26 protein-coding genes are annotated in these 23,486 nt (G+C 75.7%); 8 read left to right on the top strand and 18 right to left on the bottom strand.

Annotated elements, in window-relative coordinates; genetic code table 11:
* Window positions 1–107 precede the first annotated feature (107 nt).
* Entirely contained in the window at window positions 108–695 is a 588-nt protein-coding gene (locus BKA21_RS01580; RefSeq protein WP_140458935.1) for a MerR family transcriptional regulator, read from the top strand.
* 108 nt (window positions 696–803) lie between these two features.
* Here the strand turns inward: BKA21_RS01580 and BKA21_RS01575 are convergent, their stop codons facing one another.
* Window positions 804–1,583, bottom strand: a complete 780-nt coding sequence (locus BKA21_RS01575; RefSeq protein ID WP_140458936.1) for a ParA family protein — start codon at window positions 1,581–1,583, stop codon at window positions 804–806.
* 91 nt (window positions 1,584–1,674) lie between these two features.
* Here BKA21_RS01575 and BKA21_RS01570 point away from each other — a divergent pair, with 91 nt between their 5' ends.
* The 3 genes from BKA21_RS01570 (at window position 1,675) to BKA21_RS01560 (ending at window position 3,104) form a co-directional block, all read left to right on the top strand.
* Entirely contained in the window at window positions 1,675–2,325 is a 651-nt protein-coding gene (locus BKA21_RS01570; protein WP_140458937.1) for an MBL fold metallo-hydrolase, read from the top strand.
* Window positions 2,326–2,402: 77 nt separating this feature from the next.
* Window positions 2,403–2,561 carry a hypothetical protein gene (locus BKA21_RS01565; RefSeq protein ID WP_170208994.1) on the top strand — a complete coding sequence of 53 codons (159 nt, stop codon included), beginning with the start codon at window positions 2,403–2,405 and terminating at the stop codon, window positions 2,559–2,561.
* Window positions 2,562–2,594: 33 nt separating this feature from the next.
* Window positions 2,595–3,104, top strand: a complete 510-nt coding sequence (locus tag BKA21_RS01560; protein WP_140458938.1) for a GNAT family N-acetyltransferase — start codon at window positions 2,595–2,597, stop codon at window positions 3,102–3,104.
* Window positions 3,105–3,131: 27 nt separating this feature from the next.
* Here BKA21_RS01560 and BKA21_RS01555 read toward each other — a convergent pair whose 3' ends face one another.
* From BKA21_RS01555 to BKA21_RS01525, 8 genes are all read right to left on the bottom strand, one after another.
* Entirely contained in the window at window positions 3,132–3,809 is a 678-nt protein-coding gene (locus BKA21_RS01555; protein ID WP_140458939.1) for a maleylpyruvate isomerase family mycothiol-dependent enzyme, read from the bottom strand.
* Between the two features lie 591 nt (window positions 3,810–4,400).
* Complete coding sequence (locus BKA21_RS01550; RefSeq protein ID WP_140458940.1) at window positions 4,401–4,700, bottom strand: ketoacyl-ACP synthase III; 300 nt, start codon at window positions 4,698–4,700, stop codon at window positions 4,401–4,403.
* Window positions 4,687–5,388, bottom strand: coding sequence for an AAA family ATPase (locus tag BKA21_RS01545; RefSeq protein WP_140458941.1), 702 nt, complete (start codon window positions 5,386–5,388; stop codon window positions 4,687–4,689). The genes BKA21_RS01550 and BKA21_RS01545 overlap by 14 nt, the downstream gene beginning before the upstream one ends.
* A gap of 11 nt (window positions 5,389–5,399) precedes the next feature.
* The gene (locus BKA21_RS01540) at window positions 5,400–6,446 is read right to left on the bottom strand and encodes an AvrD family protein (RefSeq protein WP_140458942.1); all 1,047 of its coding nucleotides are present in this window, start codon (window positions 6,444–6,446) and stop codon (window positions 5,400–5,402) included.
* Window positions 6,443–7,597, bottom strand: a complete 1,155-nt coding sequence (locus tag BKA21_RS01535) for an MFS transporter (protein ID WP_275406375.1) — start codon at window positions 7,595–7,597, stop codon at window positions 6,443–6,445. Before BKA21_RS01535 ends, BKA21_RS01540 begins: the two co-directional genes overlap by 4 nt.
* Entirely contained in the window at window positions 7,585–7,917 is a 333-nt protein-coding gene (locus tag BKA21_RS19205) for an MFS transporter (protein WP_257023409.1), read from the bottom strand. Before BKA21_RS19205 ends, BKA21_RS01535 begins: the two co-directional genes overlap by 13 nt.
* Window positions 7,918–8,086: 169 nt before the next feature.
* Entirely contained in the window at window positions 8,087–8,827 is a 741-nt protein-coding gene (locus BKA21_RS01530; protein WP_179625294.1) for an MBL fold metallo-hydrolase, read from the bottom strand.
* 92 nt (window positions 8,828–8,919) lie between these two features.
* Window positions 8,920–9,555 (bottom strand): MmyB family transcriptional regulator, encoded by a 636-nt coding sequence (locus tag BKA21_RS01525; protein ID WP_275406383.1) that lies wholly within the window; start codon window positions 9,553–9,555, stop codon window positions 8,920–8,922.
* Window positions 9,556–9,818: 263 nt separating this feature from the next.
* Between BKA21_RS01525 and BKA21_RS01520 the strand changes: the two genes are divergently transcribed.
* Window positions 9,819–10,892 (top strand): alkene reductase, encoded by a 1,074-nt coding sequence (locus tag BKA21_RS01520; protein ID WP_140458944.1) that lies wholly within the window; start codon window positions 9,819–9,821, stop codon window positions 10,890–10,892.
* Window positions 10,893–10,930: 38 nt separating this feature from the next.
* Here the strand turns inward: BKA21_RS01520 and BKA21_RS19200 are convergent, their stop codons facing one another.
* Entirely contained in the window at window positions 10,931–11,110 is a 180-nt protein-coding gene (locus BKA21_RS19200; protein WP_239072781.1) for a hypothetical protein, read from the bottom strand.
* Window positions 11,111–11,530: 420 nt separating this feature from the next.
* Here BKA21_RS19200 and BKA21_RS01510 point away from each other — a divergent pair, with 420 nt between their 5' ends.
* Both BKA21_RS01510 and BKA21_RS01505 read left to right on the top strand, forming a co-directional pair.
* Window positions 11,531–11,785, top strand: coding sequence for a hypothetical protein (locus tag BKA21_RS01510; RefSeq protein ID WP_140458945.1), 255 nt, complete (start codon window positions 11,531–11,533; stop codon window positions 11,783–11,785).
* 202 nt (window positions 11,786–11,987) lie between these two features.
* The gene (locus BKA21_RS01505; RefSeq protein ID WP_140458946.1) at window positions 11,988–12,431 is read left to right on the top strand and encodes a hypothetical protein; all 444 of its coding nucleotides are present in this window, start codon (window positions 11,988–11,990) and stop codon (window positions 12,429–12,431) included.
* Between the two features lie 79 nt (window positions 12,432–12,510).
* On the opposite strand, the gene BKA21_RS01500 is transcribed toward BKA21_RS01505, so the two are convergent.
* The gene (locus BKA21_RS01500; protein WP_140458947.1) at window positions 12,511–13,467 is read right to left on the bottom strand and encodes an aldo/keto reductase; all 957 of its coding nucleotides are present in this window, start codon (window positions 13,465–13,467) and stop codon (window positions 12,511–12,513) included.
* A 169-nt stretch (window positions 13,468–13,636) separates the two neighbouring features.
* Between BKA21_RS01500 and BKA21_RS01495 the strand changes: the two genes are divergently transcribed.
* On the top strand, window positions 13,637–13,981 hold the full coding sequence (locus BKA21_RS01495) for an RNA polymerase-binding protein RbpA (RefSeq protein ID WP_140458948.1): 345 nt from the start codon (window positions 13,637–13,639) through the stop codon (window positions 13,979–13,981).
* A 211-nt stretch (window positions 13,982–14,192) separates the two neighbouring features.
* On the opposite strand, the gene lnt is transcribed toward BKA21_RS01495, so the two are convergent.
* The 7 genes from lnt to BKA21_RS01460 all read right to left on the bottom strand — a co-directional run bounded on the left by lnt (window position 14,193) and on the right by BKA21_RS01460 (window position 23,482).
* Window positions 14,193–15,761, bottom strand: coding sequence for an apolipoprotein N-acyltransferase (gene lnt, locus BKA21_RS01490; RefSeq protein WP_239072780.1), 1,569 nt, complete (start codon window positions 15,759–15,761; stop codon window positions 14,193–14,195).
* Between the two features lie 573 nt (window positions 15,762–16,334).
* Window positions 16,335–17,969 (bottom strand): amidohydrolase, encoded by a 1,635-nt coding sequence (locus tag BKA21_RS01485; protein WP_140458949.1) that lies wholly within the window; start codon window positions 17,967–17,969, stop codon window positions 16,335–16,337.
* Window positions 17,970–18,006: 37 nt separating this feature from the next.
* Window positions 18,007–20,877 (bottom strand): DEAD/DEAH box helicase, encoded by a 2,871-nt coding sequence (locus tag BKA21_RS01480; RefSeq protein WP_140458950.1) that lies wholly within the window; start codon window positions 20,875–20,877, stop codon window positions 18,007–18,009.
* A gap of 104 nt (window positions 20,878–20,981) precedes the next feature.
* The gene (locus tag BKA21_RS01475) at window positions 20,982–21,899 is read right to left on the bottom strand and encodes a diacylglycerol/lipid kinase family protein (protein ID WP_140458951.1); all 918 of its coding nucleotides are present in this window, start codon (window positions 21,897–21,899) and stop codon (window positions 20,982–20,984) included.
* Window positions 21,896–22,696 (bottom strand): twin-arginine translocase subunit TatC, encoded by an 801-nt coding sequence (gene tatC, locus BKA21_RS01470; RefSeq protein WP_140459215.1) that lies wholly within the window; start codon window positions 22,694–22,696, stop codon window positions 21,896–21,898. Before tatC ends, BKA21_RS01475 begins: the two co-directional genes overlap by 4 nt.
* A gap of 49 nt (window positions 22,697–22,745) precedes the next feature.
* Window positions 22,746–23,024, bottom strand: a complete 279-nt coding sequence (gene tatA, locus BKA21_RS01465; protein WP_140458952.1) for a Sec-independent protein translocase subunit TatA — start codon at window positions 23,022–23,024, stop codon at window positions 22,746–22,748.
* Window positions 23,025–23,149: 125 nt separating this feature from the next.
* Complete coding sequence (locus tag BKA21_RS01460) at window positions 23,150–23,482, bottom strand: hypothetical protein (RefSeq protein ID WP_140458953.1); 333 nt, start codon at window positions 23,480–23,482, stop codon at window positions 23,150–23,152.
* Window positions 23,483–23,486 lie beyond the last annotated feature (4 nt).

The raw sequence follows: 23,486 nt of genomic DNA, 5'->3' as shown, positions 1-23,486 counted from the left end.
GGCGACACGCCGGAGCCCGCTCGTTGCGCGTGTCGCACGGCGGGCCTAGCGTTGCCGCACAGATGTACACACCGCGTCCGGCGACGGGCGACGAGCGGAGGCCCCCCGTGATCAGCAACGAGAGCGCCGAGCAGCACGGCGCGATCCCCGATGGCGCGCAGGGGCTCCTCTTCGACGACGACCTCCCCGAGCTGGACGCGACGACCGGCTACCGCGGACCGACCGCGTGCCGGGCCGCAGGCATCACGTACCGCCAGCTCGACTACTGGGCCCGCACGGGGCTGGTGGAGCCGTCGGTCCGGCCCGCGACCGGCTCCGGGACGCAGCGCCTGTACAGCTTCCGCGACATCCTCGTCCTCAAGGTCGTCAAGCGGCTGCTCGACACGGGGGTCTCGCTGCAGCAGATCCGCTCGGCGGTCGGGCACCTGCGCGAGCGCGGCGTGGAGGACCTCGCCCAGATCACGCTGATGTCCGACGGTGCGAGCGTGTACGAGTGCACGTCGGCCGACGAGGTCATCGACCTCGTCCAGGGCGGGCAGGGTGTGTTCGGCATCGCCGTGGGTCGGGTCTGGCGCGAGGTCGAGGGCACGCTGGCCGCGCTGCCGACCGAGCGGGCCGAGGACGAGCAGGCCGTCCCGGCAGGCAGCCCGCAGGACGAGCTCGCGGCGCGCCGGCAGGCACGCACGGCCGGCTGAGACCGGCACGACGTCAGGCCCGGCCCCGCGGGGGACCGGGCCTGTTCCGCGTCGCCGCGCGACCGCCGCCGCGGCGCCCGGGGTGCCGCCGGTGCGGGGAGCCGGGCGTCAGCGACCGCGCTCGGCGCGGGGTGCGCGCAGCGCACGGTCGAGCAGCTGGTCGAAGACGCCGGCGAGCTCCGCCGCCGCCGCGCCGGGCCAGGCGTGGACGGGCTGCGCCGCGCCCTGCGCCTGCTGGAGCGCGGCACGCTCGGGCACGTGCGGGGACAGCACCAGGGGCCCGTACAGGCCCTGCAGCTCCTCGAGCCGGTACGCCTGCTCGACGGACCGGGCCCGGACGCGGTTGACGACGATGCCCAGCGGCTGCAGCGCCGGGGCAGGGCCGCGGCGCAGCTCGTCGATGGTCCGCATGGCGCGCCCGACGGCCATCACCGCGAACAGCCCGGGCTCGGTGACGACCACGGCGCGGTCGCACGCGGTCAGCCCGGTGCGGGTGAGGCCACCGAGCGACGGCGGGCAGTCGATGAGCACCAGGTCGTACCCGGTGACGAACGACAGCGCGTACGACAGCCGGTCGACGTCGGAGTCGTCGAGGCGGTCGTGCAGGACCGTGCGCTCGGACCCGAGGAGGACGTCGAGCCCGGACTCGGCCCAGCCCGACCGGCCCGTCGCGGCCTCGACGGCCGGGCCGCCGGGGGAGTCGAGCACGGTCGAGACGTCCCCGCCGCCGGGCCGCGACGCGCCCAGGGACATCGTGCTGTCCCCCTGGGGGTCGAGGTCGATCACCAGGGTCCGCAGACCGCGCTCGAGCGCGGCGGACGCCAGTCCGAGGGTCACCGACGTCTTGCCGACGCCTCCCTTGAGGCTGCACACACCGAGGACGAGCACGCCGCCCACCGTAGCCGCGCACGGGTGCGGGGTGAAACGTGGTGCGCGCCACGGCGTGGCGTGGCGCGGGCACCGGGGGCAGGATGACGCCATGCCTCTGACGCTGACCCGCCACGGCCATGCCTGCGTCCGCCTGACCCGCGACGACGGGGCCCGCCTGCTCATCGACCCCGGCTCCTTCAGCGACGTCGCGACGGCCCTCGACGGGGTGGACGCGGTGCTCGTGACGCACGAGCACCCGGACCACCTCGACACCGACGCGGTCGTCGCGGCGACCGGGCGCGGGGCCCAGGTCTGGGCACCCGGAGCCGTCGTGGACCACCTCGCCGCCGCCGGGGCACCTGCCGCCGCGCTGCACGCCGTGCACCCCGGCGACGCCCTGACCGCCGGCGGCCTCGACGTCCAGGTCCTCGGCGGCTGGCACGAGGTCATCCACCCCGACGTGCCCCGACTGACGAACGTCGCGTACCTGGTCGAGGCGGCGGTGCTGCACCCGGGGGACTCCTTCACCGTGCCGCCCACGGGTACGACGGTGCGCGTGCTCCTGGAGCCCGTCGGGGCACCGTGGCTGCGCATGGCCGACGCCGTCGACCACGTGCGCGCGGTCGCACCCGACCGCGTCGTCCCGATCCACGACGCCACGCTGTCCGACGCCGGCCGGACCCTGGCCGCACGCCTGCTCGGGCAGCTGACCACCGCCCAGGTCGTCGAGCCCGCCGCGGGCGAACCCGTCGAGGTGTGACGGCCCCCGGTCGCCGCCCGCCGCGCGCGTGGCTACCGTGGCGGCGTCGGCAGGCCGCGACCGTGAGGAGACGTGCGATGAGCGAGCACCTGGGGGAGATCCCCGAGCTGGAGTTCGACGAGACGGTCCCGCCGCGCCCCGAGGAGGAGGTCGCCGACGTCGCCCGCGCGGTCCCGGACCCGGCGGGCCACGGCGCGCCCCCGGAGACCGGGACGCCCGCCGGCGAGCAGCGCTGACGCGCACCGGTCGACGTGAGGCATCCTGAGCACGTGCAGATCCGACGCGTCGACGAGGACGACTGGCCCCTGGTGCAAGAGGTGCGCCTGCGCGCGCTGCGGGACGCCCCGCAGGCCTTCGGCTCCACGATCGCGCGCGAGTCGGGCTTCAAGGAGTCGCACTGGCGGATGCGGGTGCGGTCGACCCCGACGTGGGTGGCGCTCGACGACGCCGGCACGCCGCAGGGGATGGTCTCGCTGGTCCTGGAGCCGGGATCGCCCGCCGACGACAGGCACGTCGTGGCGCTGTGGGTCGCACCGGACCGCCGCCGCCGGGGGACCGCGTGGGCCCTCCTGGACGTCGTCGCCCGGGCCGCGGCGGCCGACGGCGCCCGGACGGTGTCGCTGTGGGTCGTCGACGACAACGCCGCGGCGATCGACCTGTACGTGCGCGCAGGCTTCCAGCGCACGGGGGAGCGGCAGCCCCTGCCGCGGGACCCGGACCGCACCGAGGAGCGCTACGTGCGCACCGTCGCCGAGACCCCGCAGGCCACCGGCACCTGACAGCCGCCCCGTCGCGGAGCCGGCACCTCAGGCGCCGCGCGGGGGGTCGCCCGCGGCGACGGCTCCGGTGACGCGGGCGGCCAGCTCCGGGACGCCGTCGCCGGTGAGGCGCCCGACGGCCGCGGGCCGACCGGCCATCGCGAGGACCAGGTCCAGGGTCGTGCCGCGCACCACCGGCCCGTCGCCCGTCCGGAACCCGCCGTCGTCGGCGACCAGCGCCAGACCCCGCGCCACCGTGCGGGAGCGCACCGCGAAGTCCCGGCGCGCGTACCCCGCGGCGACGGCCTCGACGGCGGCGGGCGCGGGCACGGTGGTGATGCCCAGCGGCTCGCGCACGTCGGCGGAGTGCACGACGACCTCGCCCAGCCACGCCCACACGTCGCCGATCGCCGCGACCCGGGAGGGCACCGCCTGCCGGAAGGCGTCGAGGGTGCGGTCCGGGGTGGGGCCGCGGTGCTCGGCCAGGCGCCGGTCGTTGTGCACGTCCGGGTCGAACCGGGCACCGACGATGCTGCGCACCCAGGCCCACCGGCCGGTGGACGCGGCCGCGGTCAGGTGGGCGACGACGTCCTCGACGGACCACCGCCCGCACATCGAGGGGGTGGCCCACTGGTCGGGCGTGAGGTGCTCGAGGTCGGCCAGGAGCCGGGCGCGCTCGGCGACGACCGCCTCCCAGAGCGGGTCGGGCGACGTCCAGGGCGGCACAGGTGCTCCTCGTGGTCGGATCGGCGGTGCCCGGCGCGCGTCGTCTCAGAACGGTGCGCTCGCGGGCGGCCCCCACGGTAGCGGCAGGGTCCGACGAGGAGCCGTGGGGCACGGGTCCGCTGCTCCGCGGTCGTCATATTGACATAATGCACATTATCGGATGCGGCTGGGAGGGTCGGGCGGTGCGGGTGTCGCCGGTCTGGTGCCGGACGACGGCGCAGCACCAGACCGGTCGTTACCCGGTGCGCGCCGGTGCGGCCGGGCGCGCCGGCGGTCGTCCGGGCGTCCCGGCGTCCTGGCGCACACGTCCGACAAGTCGTCGCGGGAATGCGTGGCTCGTCCGTGCCGGCGCCGTCCGTCGAGTCCTCCGACGAGTCGTCGGCAGAACTGCGCAGGCGATGCACCGGGCAGGCGCGCCGCGCAGCCGTCACGTGTCGTCGTCGGGCCGTGCAGTCGTCCGTGGGGCCGTGCCGTGCGGTCGTGCCGTGTCGTGCAGCTGCGGGTGGTGCCGCTCCCCCGCGCCGTCGCCGGAGCCGCACTGAGTCACATCCGTGCCGTCTGTCTGTGACTGCGGGTGCCGGGTGCTGCTCGTCAGGCGGCGAGCCGGCCGTCGACGGCGTCGAGGACGGTCCGTACGCGGGCGGTCAGCGTGCCCCGGGCGTGGACGACGGCGACGTCGGCGCGGGTGAGCGCGGCGCGGCCGGCGCGGACGGCCATGTCGCCGGTCGAGGTCGTCGGGTCGGCCCACCGGCGCTCGCAGACGCCGGTGCGGGTGCTGATCCACTCGTCGGTGGTGTCGAGGAGCCGTTCGAGGTCGGCGTTGGTCACGACGTGGGCGGGGGCGTGCGCGCCCCAGCCGGTGAGGACCGCGTGCCGGTCAGACGAGGGCACGGTCCCGCTCGAGCTCGCTGCGGGTGTCGATCGCGGCGTAGTCGGCGCGGGCGCGGGCCACGGCCTCGTCGAGGTCGATCACGCGGGGCAGGTCGAAGTGGTCGGTGATCGCCAGGAGCCGGTCCTCGACGGTGCCGCCGGCGGTGAACGTCGGGATGCCCAGGGCGTCGACCTGGTCCAGGATCATCTCGTCGGCGAGTGTGCGGAACCGCTCGTTCACGGGTCGGTGCCCGTCGGCGACCATGGGGAACTCCACGGGCAGGCGGACGAACGCGTCGTACCCGGCCTTGGCGTGCTGCTTGGCCGGGACGCCGAGCTGGGTGATGACGTCGTCGAAGAACGCCAGCTCGGGGGTGCGCGGGACGTTCTCGAGGGTCGCGTTCGCGGAGGGGTTGATGCCGACCAGGACGCGGACCGTGCCGTAGATCCACTCGTGCAGGGACGAGCCGTCGGAGATGAACGAGTCGCCCAGGTGGGACTCGTTGACGGCGCGTTCGGTGTTGCGGCGGGTGATGAGCATGAGGATCTCCGCGCCGGTGCACTCCTCGAGGGTCTTGCCGGGCACCGAGATCGGCAGGAGCTCGCGCATCGTCATCGCGGCGCTGCGCGGGATGCCGGTGTAGTGCGAGAGGGCCATGGTGGTGAGCGTCTTGCCGGTCGAGTAGGTCCCTGAGACGGCGAGCCTCATGCGCTGCTCCTTCACTGCGTGGGTGGTGCGGGAGTGGTCCCGGCCGCGCGTCGGGCGGCGGGGGGTCGGGGGACGCGGTGCGCGAGGGCGGTGCGCACCGTGTAGGGGCCGACGTCGCCCACGACGTCGGCCAGGCGCCACGTCGCGGCGTCGCGGTCGACGAGGCGGGCACGGTCGAGGGTGGCGCGGACGGCGACCGGGCCGGTCGCGGGCAGGGGGGCCCGGGTGCGCACGCTGGTGCGGCGCATCCACAGGGTGTCGCTCGCGCCGCGGTCGATCGCGTCGAGGTCGTACAGCAGGACCTGACCGAGCTGGAGCGTCGCGACGAACACGTCGACGAGGGCGTAGGCGGGCTGGGCGGCGGCCTCCAGGCCGCGGGGTGCGGGCGGGGCGGGCGCGTCCACGAGGGTGGACGTCGCGCGGACCGTGCCGGCGTCGAGCGTCACGTCCGTCAGCCCCTGGGAGCGGGTCGTCATCCGCTCGCCGTAGGGCGCGCCGGGCGGAGCCACGGTCGTCTCCCCCGGTGTGACGACGTCGGCCAGGGACGGCACGGCCAGCGGGCGGGCCAGCTCCCCGGACGCGGTCAGCGGCCCGACCGTGGCCCGGAACCGCGTCCCGGCGCCCTGGTCGTCGTCGGTCTCGAGGGTCGCGGCGACGCGGAACTGCCCGAGGCCGTCCTCCAGCGGCCGGTCCGAGGCGTGCACGTCCAGGCCCGTGATCAGCGACGCCGCCGCCGTGACCGGGTCGAAGCGGGCCGCGACCAGTGCGCCGACGGCCTGCGCGGTCAGCGCGATGACGTCGGTCGTGGCCAGGTGCGGGCGCTGGTGCTCCCCGTCCTTCACGGACCAGTCGTCGGGCAGGGTGATCGCACCCCACGCCGACAAGGTCGACGTGCTCCCCTCGTGGGTGACGGCCAGGCCGCGCAGCTGCGGGCGGGTGCGCCGGTACCCCTCGCCGAATAACCGCAGGGCCGCCGGGCCGAGGTGGTCGTCGATCGACGCCCACCGGTGCACCGTGGCCGGTGCGGTCCGTGACGCCAGACCCGTGCCCTCGCTCACCGGACCGGCTCCTGCGCCTGCTGCCCCACGACCGCCGGCACCGCGGCGGCGTCACCGCTCGTGGGTCCGACCGGCCGGGGCGTGCGGTAGAAGACCGCGACCAGACCGGACACCACCAGCAGGACCACGGCGCTGACACCCAGGCCCGTGTGCACACCGGTGAGGTTCTCCTGCGCGCTCGCGGTCGCGGACACCCCGGCGGCGATGGCGACGGCGGCCAGGACGGGTGTGCCGAGGGTGAACGCGACCTGCTGCGACATGGCCGTCAGGCCGGACGCCAGGCCCTGCTCCTGGTCGGGCAGGCCGGACGTGACCGCGACGGTGTAGGACACGATGACCAGGACGTGGCCGAACCCGCCGATCGCGGTCGCGACGAGGATGAGCGCGTACCCGGCGGCGAAGCCCTGCCCCAGGCCCAGCAGCGCGACCGCGGCCAGGGCCTGCGTGGTCAGGCCGACCACGAGGGTGGCGCGGGCCCCGACACGGTTGAGGACGCGCGGGGCGACCATGCCGCCGGTGAAGGCCCCGGCACCCAGGACGGTGAACGCGACACCGGTCTGCAGGGCCGACGCGCCGAGGACCTGCTGCAGGTAGATCGTCAGGAGGAAGACCTTGCCGCTCTCCATGGAGAACGTCGCCAGCCCCGCGAGGTTGCCCAGCGCGACCGACCTGCGCCGCAGGATCGCGACCGCGGCCAGCGGGTGCGGGGACCGGGTCTCGACCACCCAGAACGCGGCCGCCAGGAGCGCGGCGCCGGCGAGCAGCCCGAGGGTCGTCGGGTCGGTCCACCCGTGCTCCCCCGCCCACGTCAGACCCAGGACGAGGCTCAGCAGCGTCCCCGACAGGGTCAGCGCACCCGGGACGTCGAGGCGCTGCCGTGTCGGCTCCGAGGAGTTGCGGATCACGAACGGTGCGACGGCCAGCACCGCCAGGCCCACCGGGACGTTGATGAAGAACGTGAAGCGCCACACGAACAGCTCGGTGAGGACCCCGCCGAGGACCGACCCGATCGCGAACCCGAGGGACAGCAGGGCCCCGTTGAGGCCCAGCGCCCGGTTGCGGGCCGGCCCCTCCGGGAACGACGTCGTCAGCAGCGCCAGCGCCGACGGCGTGGTGATCGCGGTCGCGACGCCCTGCATCACGCGGGCCACGTACACGACCTCCGCGCTCTGCGCGAGCCCCCCACCAACGACCCGAGCGTCAGCAGGGCCATCCCGCCGAGGAACAGCTTCTTGCGGCCGTAGTAGTCGCCGACGCGCCCCATCAGCAGCATCAGACCGGCGGCCGACAGCGCGAAGAGCGTGACGATCCACGTCAGCTCCCCCGGTCCCATGCCGAGGTCCGCGCCGATGGCCGGCAGGGCCACCGTCACGATGGAGAAGTCGAGGGCGAACATGAACTGCGCGGCGAGGAGCACCACCAGGACGACGGTGCCGCGTCGGACGGGCTGCGGGGCGGAGGTCGAGGACATGCCCCCAGCGTCAGGCCCGCCCCCGGACCGATCCAGACTCTCCTCGCGGTAGGAGCAGCGGTCCTGGTGGTGGCACCACCACCCTGGACGACGCGACCCGCACGCAGGCCCTGCACAGCACGAGCACGACGTGCGCCGTCCCCCGGTGACACCGCGCAGCGGCTGCCGGTCAGTCCCCGTCGGGCAGGGGCACCCACCGGCCGTCGCGGACCACGCCGAACGGCACGTCCGCGAAGTGCGTCACCGCACCGACCGTCCCCGGCACGGCCAGCTCGGCCAGGACCCGCGCCCGCGACCGCGCCGACGCCCCCGGGTCGACGTCGAAGCACGACCCCAGCCCCGGGTGCGGCACCTGCACCGGGCTGTGCAGCACGTCCCCGGCCACCAGCAGGCGCCCGGCCCCGCCGTCCACGACCAACGACACGTGCCCGTGGGTGTGACCCGGCGTCGCCAGCACCCGCACCCCCGGCACCACCTCGTCACCGTCGCGCAGCACCCCCCACCCGGACGGGGCACGCTCCCCCGCACCCACGAGGTGCGGCACCCGCGCCAGCCCCGCGAACCCCGGCCAGCCCGCCCTCGCCCACCCCACGTGGTCGTCGTGCGCGTGCGTCACCACCACCGCGTCCACCGCACCGATCTCCCCCGCGTGCTCGACGAGGCCACCGCCGACCATCACCCCCAGCGAGGCGTGCGTCGCGCTCGCGGGCACGTGCGCCGGGCCGAGGCCGGCGTCGACGAGCAGCCGCCAGCCCGGGCCCTCGAGCAGCAGGACGCCGATCGAGGCGACCAGGTGGCCGTGCGCGTCGAGGAGGTCCGGGTGCTCGGCGACGGGGCCGGCGTCGGGCAGGGAGAACCACCGGGCCGGCTCGAGCTGGACGTACCCGTCCGGCAGGTACGTGGCGACCACGTCCCCGACGGTGGTGCGGCGCCGCACGCCCGGTCGCGCCCACCGGCCGGCGAGGGGCACCCGGCCGGCGACCGTGCCGGCGTCACGGCCGGTCACACGATCCGCCGCAGCGCCTGCTCGGTCGGTGTCCCGGCCTTCGGGATGTACACGAACAGGCGCAGGTCGGCACCGTCGGCGGGCGTCAGGACCGTCGGGGCGAAGCTCAGCCGACCCAGGCTCGGGTGGTCGTACACCAGGTCCACGTGGGGGGTCACCCCGACCACGTGCCGGTCCCACAGCGTCCGGAACTCCGCCGACCGGTCCAGCAGGTCCTCGACGATCTCGCGGAACCGCGCGTCGTCCGCGTACCGGGCCGCGTGCGCGCGGAACTGCGCGACCATCATCGGCCCCGCCACGTCCCGGAACGGGTACCGGCGTGCGGTGCCCTCGTCGGTGAAGAACGTCACCAGGCAGTTGTGGCCCGGCTCGATCCCGAACACGTACGCCGCCAGCGCGTTGGTCGCCAGCACGTCCCAGTACCGGTCCACCGCGTACACCGGCCGCCGCGACATCGCGTCCAGCAGGTCCGCCAGCCGGGCCGGGTCACGCGCGTCCGGGTCGGCCGTCGTCCCCGCCGCACGACGCCACCAGCACCGGCACCTCGCCGAACGCCCCCACCCACCGCCGGAACGCCGCAGCGCTCCCCCCGGCGTGCGGGAAGCAGTGCAGCCGGACCCCGCCCGGCGCACCGCACCGACCCACGACCTCCACGCCCATGCGCCCTCGTCCCCCTCGCCAGACGCCACCCGCCTCCGCGGAGCCAGGTGCTTGAACTGTGACCGCGCCGCCGGTCATCGCGCAAGGGCAAGAACTACCACCCCGCTGTGACAACCTGCCGCACCGCCACCACCGACCACCCCGCCCACGGGAATGCCCACCCCGCCCGCACCGTTGCCCCGACGGCCGTCGCACCCCCGCGACACCACCCGCACGTCGTCCGGAAGGCCAGGTCGTGGACCTCTTCTCCCCCGTCCAGCTCGGTGAGCTCACCCTCCCCAACCGCGTCGTCATGGCGCCCCTGACCCGCAAGCGGTCAGGCGACGCCGGCATCCCCGGCGACATCGTCGTCGACTACTACGCCCAGCGCGCCGGCACCGGGCTCATCGTCACCGAGGGCACCTTCACCAGCCACGAAGGACGCGCCTTCGACGGCCAGCCCGGCATCGTCACCGACGAGCAGGTCACCGCCTGGCGCCGCGTCACCGACGCCGTCCACGCCCGCGGCGGGCTCATCGCCATGCAGATCATGCACGGCGGGCGCGTCAGCCACCCCGACATCACCGGCACCGACCGCATCGTCGCGCCCTCCGCCGTCGCCATCGACGCCACCGTCCGCACCCGCCACGGCAAGCAGCCCTTCCCCGTGCCCCACGCCCTCACCACCGACGAGCTCCCCGCCGTCCGCGACGAGATCGTCACCGCCGCCACCCGCGCCCTCGAGGCCGGCATGGACGCCGTCGAGCTCCACGCCGCCAACGGCTACCTCCTGCACGAGTTCCTCTCCCCCACCACCAACCAGCGCACCGACGCCTACGGCGGCACCCCCCACGCCCGCACCCGCTTCGTCACCGAGGTCGTCACCGCCGTCGCCGACGCCGTCGGCCCCGGACGCGTCGGCCTGCGCATCTCCCCCGCCCACAACATCCAGGGCGCCCTCGAGACCGACCCCCACGACGTCGCCACCACCTACGGCACCCTCGTCGACGCCCTCGCACCCCTGCACCTGGCCTACCTCAGCATCCTGCACGCCGACCCCGCCGGACCCCTCACCCAGGACCTGCGCCGCCGCTTCGCCGGCCCCGTCGTCGTCAACAGCGGCTTCACCACCACCACCACACGCGACGAGGCCCTCGCCCTCGTCGCCCACGCCGACGGCGACGCCGTCGCCGTCGGACGCCCCCTCATCGCCAACCCCGACCTCGTCGACCGCTGGCGCACCCAGGCCCCCGAGAACACCCCCGACCCCACGACCTTCTACACCGACGGCCCCCAGGGCTACACCGACTACCCCCCGCTCGCGGGCTGACCCCGACCGGCGGTCCGGAACCACCGGACCGCCGGTGCTCAGCCGTCCAGCAGCGCGAACCAGTGCCGCTCCCGCAGCAGCGACCCGGCACCCGTCCCGACCCACACCCCCGCGACCACCGGTTCCCCCATGGCCTCGACGACCCGGAAGTGCGCCACCGGCACCGGCCACGGGTAGTCCGGCCCCGCCGACGTGACCACGTTGCGGACGAAACCCACCGGACGGTGCACCCCCGCACCACCGACCACCCACGAGGTCGCCCGCGTCGCCGTCACCGATCCGTCAGCGTCGCCCGCCAGCACCTCCCAGGTCGGCAGGTCCAGCTTCCCCGAACCACGCAGAACACCTCACCACCACGCCGCACCAGCACCCTGACCAGGCACGACGGCTCCGGCGCCACCGACGACGCCACCACCTGCGCACACCCGCCCGGCGGCAGCCACGCCGCACCCGGACGACTCTCCACCACCCGACCACCCGCACCCACCACACCCCGAGCGTGCCACCCCGCACCCCCCGCCACCGACGAACCGGGCACGTCTCCGGTCGACGGACATCCCGGACAAGTGTCAAGATGCCCGGCGAACCGCCTCGCGCACGGCCCCGACCCGCGCGAGCGCACGACCCACGGAGGACCAGTGACACACGCAGCAGAGGCGACGATGCCCGGCACCACGCCGGAGATCGACGAGGAAGCACGACTGCACTGCCCGCGCTGCAGCTCCCACGAGCTCACAGCCGGCGCACCGGTCACCGACCCGGCCGTCGCCTGGACGAACCACAGCATCACCTGCCGCTCCTGCGGCACCACCCGCGACCTCGCCGTCGTCGCCGTCTTCGGACGCGTCGTCGTCCGCTGGCTCGACGAGACCACGGACACCCCGCGCCGCTGACCGCACGGGGCCACCCACGCCCCGACCCCCGCGCCACCCCGACGGCCGGCACCGACCCGGTGCCGGCCGTCGCTGCACCGCCCGTCGCTGCACCATCGCAGGCGCCGACGCCCAGCCACCCCCAGCCCGGCCCCACGCACGCCGCACCACCGCCCAGCCGCCCGCGCCACACCCCGCCGCACCGCCCGCGGACCGTACCGGCATGGACGCACCCCCCTGGGACGGCACCGGCCCCGACGACGACCTGCCCACCATGCCCTCCGCGCCGCTCGGCACACCCGCCGACGCCCTCGAGCTCCTCCTCCACCTCGTCGGACCCGAGGCCGCCGGACGACCCGCCCTCTGGTTCGTCCTCCTCGACGCCGCCCGTCAACCCCTGCCGCTCGTGCTGCCCCTCACCGACGTGCCCCCGCGCCCCGACACCCGCACCACCCACGAGCTCGCCCGCGTCCTCGCCTCCGTCCTCACCCACGACGCCCCCGACGGCTCCGTCGTCGTCGCCCTCGTCCGCGCCGCCGGCGGCGACGACGGGCCCTTCGAGCGCGACTGGTCCCGCGCCGTCCACGACGCCTGCCACCACGCCGGCGTCACCGTCTGGGCCACCCTCGCCATCGGCGCCCACCGCGCACGCGTCCTGCACCGCTGACACCGACGCGCTCGCGGGCGTGCCCACGCACGACGAGGCCCGCGCCGTCCGTGGACGACGCGGGCCGGTGCGAGGCGGTTCAGCCCGTCGGGCCGGGCGAGGCCTCGTCGATCGCGGCGAGCTGCGCGAGCGAGGGCTCCCACCCCGCGGAGGCCACGTTCTCGCGCACCTGCTCCGGGGTGCGCGCGCCGGAGATGATCGACGCGACGCCGGGCTGGGCCGCCAGGCCGCCGAGCGCCAGCGTCGCGAGGCTGACGCCCCACTCCTGCGCGAGGGCCGCCAGGGCCTCGATGCGGTCGAAGTCGGCCGTCCGCAGCCGCTGCGGGATCCGCGTGAGGCGGCTCCCCTCGGGCGCGGCCTCTCCGCGGCGGTACTTGCCCGTGAGCAGGCCGGACGCGAGCGGCACGTACGGAAGGACGCCGACGCCGCACGCCTCCGTGGCGGGCACGAGCTCGGCCTCGGCACCCCGGTCGAGCAGGTTGTAGCGGTTCTGGGCGGAGACGAACGGCGTCGTGCCGGCGGTCCGCGCCGTCCAGTCGGCCTCGACGACCTGCCAGGCCGCGAAGTTCGACGAGCCGACGTAGCGGACCTTGCCCTCGACGACGAGCTCGTGCAGCGCCGCGAGGGTCTCCTCGACGGGTGTCCGCGGGTCCGGCGTGTGCATCTGGTACAGGTCGATGCGGTCGGTGCCGAGCCGCTGCAAGGAGCCCTCGACCGCGCGGCGCACGTACCGCCGCGAGCCGCGCACGCCCCAGTCCGCGCCGTTGAGGCCGCCCACGTCGAGCCCGAACTTCGTCGCGACGACCACGTCGTCGCGACGCCCGCGCAGGGCGCTGCCCAGCAGCTCCTCGCTCTGCCCCGGCGTGCCGCCGTAGACGTCCGCGGTGTCGAAGAGCGTGACGCCCTCGTCGAGGGCCGCGTGCACGACCGCGGGCACGTCGTCGGGCGCGAGCGTCGCGCCGAACGTGTTGCACCCGAGCCCTGCGGTCGAGACGGTCAGTCCGCTGTCACCCAGCTGGCGGTAGGTCGTGGTCACCCGGGCACCCTACGACGCCGGTCCGTGGACGTCGCCGAGCGCCGCGGGTGGGACCCTGGGACAGTGGTGTTTCACGACACCTTCACGTCGGGGTGGAACACCGGTGCCTGCACGGCCGTTGTGCCCCCTGGAAGAACGACCGCCGAGAGGCACGGCACGGAGGTCCACCATGGCGAACAGGTCCCTGCGCGGGATGCGCATCGGGTCCCACAGCATGGAGTCAGAGCAGGGCGTCGACTTCGCCCCGCGGCTCCAGGCGCACTACGACTGCCCCAACGGGCACACGATCATCCTGCCGTTCTCGGTCGAGGCCGATGTCCCGGTGGTGTGGGAGTGCCGGTGCGGTGCGGAGGCTCTTCTCCGCGACGCGTCGAAGCCCGAGGTCAAGAGCGGCAAGCCGCCGCGCACGCACTGGGACATGCTCCTCGAGCGTCGCACGGTGAACGAGCTGCAGGAGCTGCTCGACGAGCGGCTCGACCTGCTGCGTGCGGGCAAGCTCCGCCGCAGCGCCTGACCCGCCTGACCCGCACGGCCGGCTCCGCCCGGAGCCGTTGACGAGAGCCCCGCCCTTCTGGGCGGGGCTCTCGTCGTCGTGAGGTGAGACGGCTGACGAACCTGTCCCCCCCTCTTGCCTGCAGCGGTGACTACGGTGCCGATCTTCGGCGCCTGTTTCTGTTATCAGGCGATCGGCGGGTGAAGATCCGCGACGCGGGGATGACCCGTGGTCAGGCAGCCGGCTCGGTGCGGTCGTCGCGCCGCAGGCGCGCCGCGCCGACCATCCCCGCGAGCACGACCCAGACGGCCAGGGCGTCGAACGCCAGCGCCGGCCACTCCCCTGCCGCGGCGGCCGGCGAGAGCGACGTGCGCAGCGGGACCGTCGCGACCATCCGGTCGGCCGTGAAGAGCTCCGTGCGGTCCACGACCGTGCCGTTGGGGGCGATCACGGCGCTCACGCCGACCGTCGAGATCTGCACGGTCGAGCGCCCGTGCTCGATGGCCCGCAGCCGTGACATCGCCAGCTGCTGCGTCGACTCGTCCGACCAGCCGAAGGACGCGTTGTTCGTCTGGACGACGAGCAGCTCGCCGCCCTCCCGGACCGACTCGCGCACCAGCGCGTCGTAGGCGACCTCGAAGCAGATCACGTCACCGACCACGACGGTGCGGCCGAGCCGCTCGGACTCCACCGGCACCACGCCGGGCTCCGTGCCGGGGAGCATGTCCGCCGTCACGAGGTCGACCGCGTCGGAGAACAGGCGGGCGACGTCCCGCATCGGCACGTACTCGGCGAACGGCGCCGGGTGCTGCTTGGAGTACGTGGCCACGACCCCCTCCCCCGGCTCCCACAGCACCGCCGTGTTGTACCGGCCGCCCGACTCCGGGTACTCGACCGTGCCCACGAGCATGGGCGCCCCCACGGCGACGGCGGCCTCGTCGATGATGGCCGCGGCCTCGGCGTCGACCTGCGGGTCGATGTCGGTGCCGTTCTCGGGCCACAGCACCAGGTCCAGCCAGCCGGGCTCCACCTCGTCGAGGAGGGCGTGGGTGCCGTTCGCGTGGTTGTCGAGCACCTGCCGGCGCTGGCCGAAGGCGTCGAGCTGCCCGGGCTCGGGCACGTTGCCCTGCACGGCCCCGACCCGCAGGGAGCCGGTCTCCGCGCTCGTGTCGAGCGGCACCAGCAGGGACCCGACGCCGATCGCCACGAGCGCGCCCAGCGCCGCGAGGGTGCGCCCCAGCCGCACGTCGAGCCCGGCGAGCACCGCCCGCGCGAGCAGGACGCCCACGGCGACGACCACCGCGCTCAGCAGCGGGGTGCCGCCCAGCCAGGCGTAGGACGCCAGCAGCGAGTCCGCCTGGGAGAACGCCAGACGCCCCCAGGGGAAGCCGCCGAACGGCTGGGCGGAGCGCAGCTCCTCGACGCCGACCCACAGCACGACGAACGTGAGCAGCTGCCACCAGCCGCTGCGCCACACCGCGTGCCCGCGCCGGGCCCACGCCCACGCGGCGCCGAAGCCGGCGACGAACAGGGCCTCCAGCACGCTCAGCGCGATCCACGGCACTGGTCCGACGGCGTCGTTCGCCCACGTGATCATCGGGGCGAAGCACGCCAGGCCCCAGACGAGGCCGACGAGGGCGTTCCACCGCGCGCTGTCCCGGCGCAGGGCGAGGTACAGCAGCCCCACGCCGATGTAGGCGCCGGCCCACCAGCCCGGGTCGGGGAACGCGAGGCGCGTGAGGTACCCGCCGAGGGCCGCGAGGATGATCGTCGTCCAGCGGGCCGGGGGCGTCAGGTGCACCGCAGAAGGGTACGTCAGCACCCTGCGGGCCCCGCCGTGGCTGCAGGTCAGGCGCCCGGGGGACGCCCGTGCGCGTGCGGGTCGCGTCGCCGCGGAGGACGGCCCGGGGCCTGCACCGGACTGGCGCGTCCGGCCCGGCGCCGGGGCTGCTCCCCCGACGTGCCGACGCCGGACGACGCCGGCCCCGGCCGACCGGCCCGCGCGCCCTTCGTACCAGCGAGGGCTCTCGCCCTGCCGTTCTCTGTTGGACGCGCGGGCCCGGTCGGAGCTTCGGTTCGGACGGGGCCGCGCACCACGGCCGGCCCCCTTCCCCCCGATGCCCGCCGTGGCGGACTGAAGCGAAACTACCCGTCTCGCGACGGGTGTCAAGGCCGGTGTCTGCCCAGGTCAGCGGTCTCGACGCAGGTCACTCGGGCTCCTCCGGGGGCCGAGGAAGGCCAGGATCCGGCGTGTCGCCCGCGTGTCGCGCCCTCACCCGGTCGGAGCAGCGTCGGGCGCCCCCGGGCGGGGCGTGCAGCACACGTGGGAGGGGTCCCACGTGTGCGAGCGACGGGCCCGCGGCCGGCCCAGATTTCACCCGGTCAGCTCGTCGTGCAGCACCACCCCGTCGCGGACCGTGCGGACGCAGCGCGGCGGGACCGCGTCGGGCGACAGGTCGGGCAGCAGCGGGCTGCCTGCCCGCGCGTCGGTGCTCCACGACGCCGTGCGCGCCGCCTGCACCACGAGGTGCTCGGCGCGCCACACCGCCAGGTGCGCAGGAGCGCCCACCCGCAGCTCGCCCGCACCGGTGTGGTCGAGGTGCGCGAGCCGCCACCCGCCGCGCGTCGCGGCACGGAACGCCGCCCGCACGGAGATCCGCTCGTCCTCGGCGTGCAGGTGGGCCGCCGCGCGGACCCCGGCCCACGGGTCGAGCGGCGTCACGGGGCTGTCCGAGCCGAGCGCGAGGGGCACGCCTGCCGCCGCGAGGTCCGCGAGAGGGTTGAGGGTCGCCGCACGCCCCGCGCCCAGCCGGGCGGCGTACATGCCGCCGGGCCCGCCCCACGCGGCGTCGAAGGACGGCTGCACGCTCAGGCGCGCACCCAGCAGCACGAGCTGGGCGAGGGCGTGCGCGTCGACCATCTCCGCGTGCTCGACACGGTGCCCTGCGCCGGCCACGGCCGCGAGGCCCTCGACGTCGGCGGCGGCCCGCAGCCCCAGCACCAGCTCGTCGAGGGCGCGGTCGCCGATGACGTGGAACGCCGCGTGGCTGCCCGCGCGCGTCACGGCCGTGACGTGGTTGGCGATCTCCTCGGCCGACAGGTACAGGTGCCCGCGCGTGCTCGGGTCGTCGGCGTACGGGTCGCGCAGAGCGGCCGTGCGTGAGCCCAGCGACCCGTCGACGTTGAGGTCCCCGCCGATGCCCGTCAGGCCGGGGATGTCCGCCAGCAGCGCCCGCGCGTCGTCGACCGTCACGCACCGCTCGCCCCGGTACCCGACGACGAGCGGAAGCCCCGACGCCGCGGCCGCCGTCATCGCCAGCAGCTCGCGCAGCCCCTCCCGGGTGTCGATCGACGGCGCGGACTGCTCGTGCACCGCCACGACACCGGCGGCGGCCGCGCGGCGCAGGGCGTCGCGGTACAGGGCCGTGCGCTCGGCCGGCTCGACGTGCCGTGCCACGGCCCGCGCGGCGTGGTGCGCGTCCCGCTCGACCCGTCCGTCGTCCGACCAGCCGGGCAGGTCCACGAGCCCGGCCTGCTGCGCGAGCACCGTCGACACGACCGCGGAGTGCACGTCGACGCGCGCCAGGTACACCGGCAGGCCCGGTGCCGCCGCGTCCAGCTCGGCCCGGGTCGGGGGGCGGCGGGCCGGCCAGCGCTGGTCGTCCCAGCCCACGCCCAGCAGCGGGGTGCGGTCCCAGTCGGGGCGGGCGGCGGCGGCGCGCGCGACCGCCGCCAGCGCGTCCGGCAGGTCGTGCACGCCGCCGGACGGGCCGAGGTCGACCGAACGGTCCGCGAGGGCGGTCTCGAGCACGTGGACGTGGGCGTCGACGAAGCCGGGGGCGACGAGGGCGCCGTCGAGGTCCACGACGTGGTCGACGCCGGCGACGAGCCCGTCGGCGGTGTCGTCGGAGCCGAGCCAGGCGACGGTGCCGTCCTCGACGAGGAGGGCCTCGGCGAACGGGTCGGAGGGTGAGTGGACGACGCCGTGCCGGTAGAGGGTCGAGGTCACGCTTGAGAACTGTAGGGGTCGTGGGCGCTCACCGGGCTCAGACGCCCGTGTAGGCGACGACGCCGCGGCGGACGGCGGTCACGGCGCGGTCGGCGGTGGTCCGCAGGCGGGTGGTGGGGGCGGCCTTGGCGATCTGGTCGAGGACGTCGACGACCTGCTTGCACCAGCGGACGAAGTCGCCGGCGGCGAGGTCGGTGCCGCGCAGGACGGTGTCGAGGCTGCGGCCGGACGCCCAGCGGTGCAGGGGCTGGACGAGGCCGGTGTCGAGGGTGGCGAGGGTCTCCAGGCGGTGGGCGGTCTCGAGGTCCTCGAGCTGGGACCAGGCACGGGTGGCGGCGTCGAGGGCGCGTCCGAGCCGGGACTCGGGTCCGCCGGGCACGTGCGTGTCGGCGTCCTCGTCGCGGCGGGAGCGGTAGACGAGGGTGGAGACGAGCGCGGCGAGCGCGGGCGGGTCGAGCTCGTCGAGGATCCCGCGGCGCAGGCACTCGGCGAGCAGGAGGTCGTTCTCGGCGTAGATGCGGCGCAGCCAGCGGCCGTCGTCGGTGACGGTGAGGGTGGGGCCGTCGGGGGTGTCGGTGGTCTCGAGGTACCCGAGGGTGGTCAGGACGTCGCAGGTGCGGTCGAAGACGGCGGCGATGGAGCCGGTGCGGCCGGCGATGCGGGCGACGAGGGCGTCGTGCTCGGTGCGCAGGCGGTGGTGGCGGTCGGCCCAGCGCAGGTGCTCGTCGCGGTCGGGGCAGCCGTGGCAGGGGTGGGCGCGCAGCTCGCGGCGCAGGGCGGCGATCTCGGCGTCGTCCTGGGCGCCGGTGCGGCGGTCCCGCCGGCCGGGGCGGGGGGCGGGCTCGAGGTCGTCGGCGGTGGCGCGCAGTCGGGCGGCGAGGTCGCGCCGGTGCGGTGCGGTGCGCAGGTTGAAGCCGGCGGGGACGCGCAGGTGGGCGACGGTGCGGGCGCCGGTGCCGACGTCGTGGACGGTCAGGCGGCGGATCTGCCGGTCGGTGGTCAGCACGGTGGGGCGGGGGCCGTCGAAGCCGGGGCTCCCGCCGGGGTCGACGACGACGACGTGGGTGGTGCGACGGCCGGTGGGGTACTCCAGGACGTCGCCGACGCGCAGGCCCTCGAGGGTGCGGGCGACGTCGGCGCGACGGGCGGTGGCGGTGTCGCGGGTGACGCGGCGCTCGTGCTCGGTGAGGCGGCGGCGCAGGGCGTCGTAGGCGGGCAGGTCGCCGCGGTCGCACGTCATGGCCTGCGCGTAGCCCTCCAGGGCCTCGGTGTGGGCCTGGGCCTGGCGGGCGAGGCCGACGACGCCGCGGTCGGCCTGGAACTGCGCGAAGGACGTCTCGAGGACCTCGCGGGCCCGGGTGCGGCCGACCTGGGCGACGAGGTTGACGGCCATGTTGTAGGTGGGGCGGAACGCCGAGCGCAGCGGGTAGAGGCGGCGGGACGCGAGGCCGGCGAGCTGGACGGGGTCGAGGCCGTTGTGGGCGACGACGACCGCGTGGCCCTCGGTGTCGATGCCGCGGCGGCCGGCACGTCCGGTGAGCTGGGTGTACTCCCCCGGGGTGATGTCGACGTGCGAGGAGCCGTCCCACTTGACGAGGCGTTCGAGGACGACGGAGCGGGCGGGCATGTTGATGCCGAGGGCGAGGGTCTCGGTGGCGAAGACGACCTTGACCAGGCCCTGGGAGAAGAGGTCCTCGACGGTCTCCTTGAACAGCGGGAGCATGCCGGCGTGGTGGGCGCCGACGCCGCGGACCAGCGCCTCGGCGAAGGCCTCGTAGCCGAGGACGGCGAGGTCCTCGGGCGGGATCGCGGCGGCGCGCTCCTCGACGACCCGGCGGATCTGGCTCTGCTCGGCGGGGGTGGTCAGCCGCACCCCGGCCGACAGGCACTGGGTGACGGCGGCCTCGCAGCCGGCGCGGGAGAAGATGAAGACGATCGCGGGCAGCAGGTGCGCGGCGGCGAGGGAGTCGACGACGGCGAAGCGCGGGGCCTGGCGGATGCCCGGGCCGGGTCGCTGGCCGCCGCGCCCGCGGTAGCCGCGGTCGCCGGGGCCGCGCCGGCCGCGGTCGTCGCGGCCCTCGGGGCGTCCGTCCCCAGGGCGGTCGCGGCGCAGGAGGTGGCGCAGGTCGGGGTTGATGGGCGGGTCGACCCCGGGGTCGGTGGGGTCGACGTGGCCGGCGTAGAGGTCGTAGAGCTCGTCGCCGACGACGACGTGCTGCCCGAGCGGCACCGGGCGGTGCTCGGAGACGACGACCTCGGTGTCGCCGCGCACGGTCGCGAGCCAGTCGCCGAACTCCTCGGCGTTGGAGACCGTGGCGGACAGGGACACGAGCTGGACGTCGTCAGGCAGGTGGATGATCACCTCTTCCCACACCGGGCCGCGGAACCGGTCGGCGAGGTAGTGGACCTCGTCCATGACGACGTAGGCGAGCCCCTGCAGGGCGGGCGAGCCGCCGTAGAGCATGTTCCGCAGGACCTCGGTGGTCATGACGACGACGTCGGCGTCGCCGTTGAGGGTCGTGTCGCCGGTGAGCAGGCCGACCCGGTCGGTGCCGTGCACGCGGGCGAGGTCGGCGTACTTCTGGTTCGACAGCGCCTTGATGGGGGTGGTGTAGAACGCCTTGCGGCCCGCGGCCAGCGCGAGGTGGACGGCGAACTCCCCCACGACCGTCTTGCCGGCGCCCGTCGGGGCGGCGACGAGGACTCCGCTGCCGCGCTCGAGGGCGACGCACGCCTCGGTCTGGAAATCGTCGAGGGGGAAGTCGAGACGGTCGCGGAACGCGGCGAGCTCGCTGCGCTCGGCGACGTGACGGCGGCGGGCGGCCGCGTACCGCTCGGCCGGTGACGGCTCGGCGGGCTCGGGGCGCGGGGCGTCGGCGGGGGTGCGGGGGCGGGACCGGCGGGGCACGCGCCCACCCTAGGCACACGGCGGCGCGGGGCGGTGGTCGGACGCGGTCCTCGCGTCCGGTGCTCGCGCGGCGCCGTCGGGGTCGTCGGTGCCGGTGCGGCGCCTCAGACGAGGACGTGCACGGCTCCGGGCACGCACTCGACGGCCAGGGGCGCCGGGCCGATGCGCTCACCGTCCGCGAACGCCGGCGGTGGCGGTGGGCCGTGCTGGGGCGCGGGCTCGACGACGACGGCGCGGCCGCGCAGCACCCGCACGCGCCCGTCGCGCACGTGCGTCCCCCCGTACAGCCGCGGGAAGACGCCCAGGGCGCCCCCACGCGTGAAGGCGCCCGCCAGCACGACGTCGAGCAGCCCGTCGTCCAGACGGGCGTCGGGTGCCACGTGCAGGCCGCCGCCGAACCACGGTGCGTTGGCGACCGCGACGAGCGTGCCGGGCTGCTCCCAGACCACGTCGTCGACGCGCACGCGGTACCCGTAGGGGCGGAACCGCGCCAGCTCGGGCACGAGGGCCGCGAGGTAGCGGGCGTTGCCCTGGGGGCGGCGCAGCGTGTTGGCGCGGGCGTTGACCGCGGCGTCGAGGCCGCAGGACAGCACGCCGAGGAACCACTCGCGCGCGCCGGCGCCGGGCCGGCCCGTGCGGGCGGCGTCGACCGTGCGGGTGCGGGAGGCCCGCAGGGCGGCGTCGACGACGTCGGTGGCCGCGCGCACGTCGCCGCGCGGCAGGCCCAGCGCCCGGGCCGCGTCGTTGCCGGTGCCGACGGCCACGACGCCCAGCGGCAGCGTGGTCCCGGCCACGAGGCCGACGCCCAGGTGGACCATGCCGTCGCCGCCCACGACGACGAGCGCGTCGAGCCCGGCGAGGACCGCGGCGCGGGCGCGGTCGGCGGAGTGCGCGAGCGTCGGCCCGGACAGGTCCCGCACGGCGTGCCCCGCACCGGTGAGCCGGTCGTGCACGGCTCGGCCCGCGTGGCGCCCGCGGCCGCGACCGGCGACGGGGTTCACCACGAGCCCGACGAGGCTCATGCGGGGCCGGCGGCCCGGTCGTCGATGTCGTCGTCCGCCATGGTGCCGTCGAGCCGCGGCAGGCCCTGGGCGACCAGGCGGCGGTCGAGGCGGCGGTCGTGCAGGAGGCACACCCCGAGGGCGGCGAAGAAGAGCAGGCTCACGGGGATCGCGACGGCGAGCATCGTGATGGCGTCAGGCGTGGGCGTCGCGACAGCCGCGAACACGAAGGCCGTGAGCACGGCCCAGCGCCACCCGGCCATCCAGGTGCGGGCGCGCACGACGCCGGCGAAGTTGAGAGCGACCATGAGCACGGGCAGGAGGAACGCGACGCCGAAGGCCAGGACGATGCGCATGACGAAGCTCAGGTAGAGCTGGGCGTCGATGAGGTTCGTCGCGTCGTCGGGAGTGAACTCCGTCAGCAGACGGACCGCGTTGGGCAGCGCCCACCAGGCCAGCGCCGCCCCGCCGAGGAACAGAGGCACGGCCACTGCGAGGAACGCCAAGGCGTACGTGCGCTCGCGCCGCGTCAGGCCGGGAGTGACGAACGCCCAGAGCTGGTAGATCCACCACGGGCTCGACACCAGCACCCCGAGGAACAGCGAGACCTTGACCTGCATGTCGAACGACGTCGCCACGCCCTGGAAGTTCAGGGCGACGGTCGTCGAGCGGCTCTCCGCGACGTCGAGGACGGGCTGCTGGAGCAGGGCGAAGACCGGGTCGTACAGGACCCAGCCCAGCACGCCGCCGACCAGCAGACCGAGCGCGATGAGCATGACGCGCCGCCGCAGCTCGCGCAGGTGCTCGCGCAGGGGCATCCGCCCGCCGGGCTCGGAGGGCGGGCGGCGAGATCCGGTCACGCCCGGCTCAGGCGCGCGGCGTCGTGCCGGGCTCGGGCGGGGGCGGCACGTCGCTCGTGCGCTCGGCGGCCGGGCGGGTCACCGGGTCGGGCGCCGGCGCGGCGGTCGTCGCCCCGGCACCGCGGTCCCGGTCGTCGTCGCCCGTGAGGTCCTTGACCTCGTTCTTGAAGATCTTCAGCGACTGGCCGACGCTCTTCGCCATCGCGGGCAGCCGGTTCGCCCCGAAGAGGAGAAGGATCACCACCAGCACGATGATGATGTGCCACGCGGAGATGTTCCTGACCACGACCACTCCTCCGTCGGAAGGTGCTGACCGGGCGAGTGTACGGCCTCACCCGCCACGTCCGTACGCGCACGGGGAACCGGTGCGCACGGCGCGTCGAAGCGCTTGCGCCCGCTGCCAGCCTGACGTCAGCCGAACCAGCGCGCGACCGACGCGCGAACCGTGCCGCGGTGCCGCTCACGGCGGGCTTCGCGACGGTCCCGACGGGCGGCGCGCAGCACGCCGTAGCGCGCCGCGAGCACCTCGGGGTCCTGCCCCAGCGCAGGCTGCGTCACCGGCCCGCGAGCGCGGGCGATCTCCTCGAGCTCGGCGGTGCGGTCGGCGAGCCTGTTGGCGACGTCGGCGGCGCGGGAGAGCTCGTGGCCGAGGGCGACGGCGGAGCGCCACAGGCGTCGGGCGATCAGCGCAGCGCCGGCGAGGGTGGCGAGGGCGAGGACGGTCCAGACGGTTCCCCAGAGCACGGCG

The organism is Cellulomonas oligotrophica (assembly GCF_013409875.1).
GTDB classification, from domain to species: domain Bacteria; phylum Actinomycetota; class Actinomycetes; order Actinomycetales; family Cellulomonadaceae; genus Cellulomonas; species Cellulomonas oligotrophica.
This window is presented reverse-complemented; position numbering and strand designations above follow the sequence as displayed.